We start from the raw sequence: 3,483 nt of genomic DNA, 5'->3' as shown, positions 1-3,483 counted from the left end.
GTCACCTCCACGATCCGCACCGGCGGCCGGGTCCGCGCGGCCGCCGCCCTATGCGCGGCCTTCAGCTCCCGCCCCACCGCGTCGGGACAGTCCCGCAACCGGGTCGGCAACGTCTGCACCACCAGGATCCCGGCGGCGGCGTACCGGCTGTTGCGCGCGAGAGTCCGCTCGTAGTCGCGCGCCCCGTAGTGGAAGGCCCGCGAGTCGATCTCCCACGCCAGCCCGACATCGTCGAACCACGCGTCCGGCCGCCCGACGACCACGCCGCCGGCATCGGCGATCGTGACGTTCCAGTGCGGGGTGCACAGCCGGATCTTCCGCGACAGCCGGCGGGCGTCCCGTTCGGCGACGGACTCGGCCCGCCCCAGCTCGCGCAGCACCGACCGCACCACCTTGGTGCCGTAGCGGTTCGTGCGGGCCTCCGCGGCGAGCGAGGCAGGCGTGCACCGGCCGCGCTGGATCGCGGCGGCGATCAGGGCCGTGGCGTCGTCGGCGGACCGCAAGAGCCGGCACGCGTCCACCACGGCCCGGGCAGCGGACACCACCGGGAACCCCCCGACGTCGGTCGAGGCGGGCATCGGCGAGGCGCGTTCGACGACGAGAGAACCGCTGCCCCGCACCGAACCGGGCACGAGCACGTGGATCTCGGTGCCCCGCGCGGGAAGGCCGTGGCGGCGGCACGCTTCGGCGCCGGTGACGACGGCGCCGGGGCCGGCCCGCAGCAGGGCCGCGGTGAGGTGCTGGTCAGGGGTGGGCGGGCCGTTGTGCAGCAGTACGACTCCCGCGTGCATGCGTTGCCACGGCCCGCCCGGACGGCATTTCGACCAGGGATTCGCCACTCCCAGTGACCGGAGGGTGCTCGCGCTGATGACTCCGAGATCGCTGCGTTCGCGCAGGTGTTCGATTCGCATGCCACCAGTGTGACGAGCACCACCGACAATTGTGGAGCGGTCAGCGGCGCAGGCCGCACCTGCCGCGCTCGATCAGCAGCACCAGGGCGCCGCCGAGGACGGACAGCACGCCGAGCAGGAGCATCCAGACCGTCGACGCGCCGGTGTTCGCGAGGCGGTTGTCGTCGTAGCGGGGCGGGGCCGCGACGGGCCTGGTCGTCGTCCACACCGGCGGAGTCGTGGTCTCGGGAGTGGTCGTGGTGGTCGACTCCGTGGGGGTGGTCGACGTCGTCGTGGTCGTCGACTCCGGAGCAGTGGTGGTCGTCGTCGCGGTCGTGGTGGTGGTCTCGGTCGTGGTGGTGGTCGTGGCCGGCGTCGTCGTGGTGGTCTCGTCCGTCGGCTCTCCTCTCTCCTGAGGAGCACGCCCCTCCGGGCGTTCCTTCGGGCACCACGCAGCGGCGCACGCCCGGCCGTCCCCCGAGGCCTCGGCCTCGGGGGCGGCACCGTGCAGCGCGACGAGCGTCAACACCGCACCGGCGGTGAGCACACCGATGTAGGGGATACGTGACATGCCGCGATCGTTGGCCCACCTACGGCGCGTCGGGCTCATTTCCGCCGGACGTCACCCGCGAGTGATCAAGAGATCGCCCGATCAGGTCCAGAAGACGGCCACGCCGATGTTCAGCACGACGAGGGACGCGGCGGTCGGCAGCAGCCAGGACGGGGCCTTGGGCTTGTTGACGTTGATCGCCACGACGACGGCGATGGCGACGACCACCAGCAGCTTCACGCCGATCTTGACGTGGTCGTACTTCACCGAGTCGACCAGGGGGTCGACGGCGACCAGTGCGATGCCGGTCAGCAGCTGCAGGGCCGCGCCGTGCAGCCAGCCCTTGTTGACCGGCGCGCCCTTCCCCGCCTTCGCCTGCAACATGATCATCGCGACGAGCATGCCCATGCCCAGCAGGTGCAGGAACACCAGCAGCAGCCGTACGAACTCCACAGCGTTTCCTATCGACGTCGAGTGGCCAGGAAACCCCGCACGCCCAGCACCCCGATGACGGTGCCGAACACGAGCGAGGCGATCACGAGCACCAGGTGCACCGTGAAGAACGGGGTCGGTCCGTCGCTGAACGAACGCGGGTCGTTCCAGATGTTCTTCAGGAACGTGGGCCAGATCACCCACGACCACACTCCGAAAGCCACCAGGAAGAGTGACGTCGGGCGCGAGAGCTTCACGCGGACCAGTATCAGACGTGGTGCGTGCAAGGCGCTAAACGGGGGTGGATAGCCTGAAGGGGTGCCCTTCACCCAACGGCTCATCGTCGCCCTGGTCCTAGCTACGGCCACCGCCGCGTTCGCCGCACCGACGAGCACCGCACAGCAAGCCGCCGGCTCGGCACAGTGCGCCAACCGCGAGACCCCGCCGCCCCCGGTGGACACCTCGGAACAGCCGGCCCCCGGCCAGAAGGCCCCGACCGCGCTCGAGGTGCCCGAGAAGCCGATCGGCGGTGACCGGCTCGGCGAGTGCGGCCTGATCCTGCCGCCGAACTCGGCCCAGCCGCCGAGCGGCATCACCGCCGCCACCTGGCTGCTCGCGGACATCGACAGCGGTGCCGTCATCGCGACGTACGACCCGCACGGCCGGCAGCGCCCCGCGAGCATCATGAAGGTCCTGCTCGCGATGGTCGTGGCCAAGGAGCTGCGCGGCGACCTCGTCGTCACCGCGAGCGCCGAGGACACCCAGCAGGAGTGCACCTGCGTCGGTCTCAAGGACGGCGGCCAGTACACGGTCCGCCAGCTGCTGCACGGCCTGCTGCTCACCTCCGGCAACGACGTGGCGCACACGCTCGCCCGTCAGCTCGGCGGTGTGCCGAAGGCGCTGCAGAAGATGAACGCCATGGCCAAGGAGCTCGGCGCGCTCGACACCCGCGCCGTCACCCCGTCCGGCCTGGACGGCCCCGGCACCAGCACCTCCGCCTACGACGTCGCGCTGATCTTCCGCGGTGCGATGAAGTACGAGGAGTTCGCGAACGCCATGAAGCTCAGGCAGTCGCAGTTCCCCGGCCGCAACGGCGGCACGATCATGCTGACCAACGACAACCGCCTGCTCGGCAGCTACGAGGGCGCGATCGGCGGCAAGACCGGCTTCACCGACGACTCGAAGCACACCTACGTGGGTGCCGCCGAGCGCGGTGGCCGCCGCCTCGTCGTCGTGCTCCTGCGCGGCGACCAGACCCCCACGCGCCTCGACGCGCAGGCCGCGAAGCTGCTCGACTACGGCTTCGCGATGGGTCCCGGCGGCGTCGGCAAGCTCGTGGACGGCGCGCCCCAGCCGAAGCCGAACGTCGTCCCCACGCAGAGCAGCAACACCAGCGACCCGGCCGCGGCGACGGGCCTGGACGAGCACGGCCGTCCGGAGCCGACCGCGTTCGGCACCGTCGGCCTGCCCATCACGGCCGCAGCGGGCATCGGCCTGCTGGCCGCCGTGCTGCTCTTCCTCCGCAACAAGCGGGCCAAGGCGGCACGGGCACGCCGCCAGGCCGCCCAGGCGGCTCAGCGCGTCTGAGAGCGTGAAGCGAAAGGCCCCCGG

At 71.4% G+C, this 3,483-nt stretch carries 5 protein-coding genes; 1 reads left to right on the top strand and 4 read right to left on the bottom strand.

Annotated elements, in window-relative coordinates:
* The 4 genes from ACFWGZ_RS40280 to ACFWGZ_RS40265 all read right to left on the bottom strand — a co-directional run.
* Positions 1-911 (bottom strand): hypothetical protein (locus ACFWGZ_RS40280; protein ID WP_382456849.1); only part of this gene is annotated, 911 nt, incomplete at its 3' end.
* Positions 912-951: 40 nt separating this feature from the next.
* On the bottom strand, positions 952-1,461 hold the full coding sequence (locus ACFWGZ_RS40275; RefSeq protein ID WP_382456848.1) for an LPXTG cell wall anchor domain-containing protein: 510 nt from the start codon (positions 1,459-1,461) through the stop codon (positions 952-954).
* An 81-nt stretch (positions 1,462-1,542) separates the two neighbouring features.
* Entirely contained in the window at positions 1,543-1,893 is a 351-nt protein-coding gene (locus ACFWGZ_RS40270; protein WP_382456847.1) for a hypothetical protein, read from the bottom strand.
* A gap of 8 nt (positions 1,894-1,901) precedes the next feature.
* Positions 1,902-2,129 (bottom strand): SCO4848 family membrane protein, encoded by a 228-nt coding sequence (locus ACFWGZ_RS40265; RefSeq protein ID WP_382456846.1) that lies wholly within the window; start codon positions 2,127-2,129, stop codon positions 1,902-1,904.
* A 61-nt stretch (positions 2,130-2,190) separates the two neighbouring features.
* Between ACFWGZ_RS40265 and ACFWGZ_RS40260 the strand changes: the two genes are divergently transcribed.
* Positions 2,191-3,459 carry a D-alanyl-D-alanine carboxypeptidase family protein gene (locus tag ACFWGZ_RS40260; protein WP_382456845.1) on the top strand — a complete coding sequence of 423 codons (1,269 nt, stop codon included), beginning with the start codon at positions 2,191-2,193 and terminating at the stop codon, positions 3,457-3,459.
* The last annotated feature ends 24 nt before the right edge of the window (positions 3,460-3,483 follow it).

Source organism: Lentzea sp. NPDC060358 (assembly GCF_042725365.1).
GTDB lineage: Bacteria > Actinomycetota > Actinomycetes > Mycobacteriales > Pseudonocardiaceae > Lentzea.
This window is presented reverse-complemented; position numbering and strand designations above follow the sequence as displayed.

Bases quoted from the DNA above. Each gene is read 5' to 3' on its own strand.
- ACFWGZ_RS40275 (WP_382456848.1), bottom strand. From the start codon at position 1,461: ATGTCACGTATCCCCTACATCGGTGTGCTCACCGCCGGTGCGGTGTTG.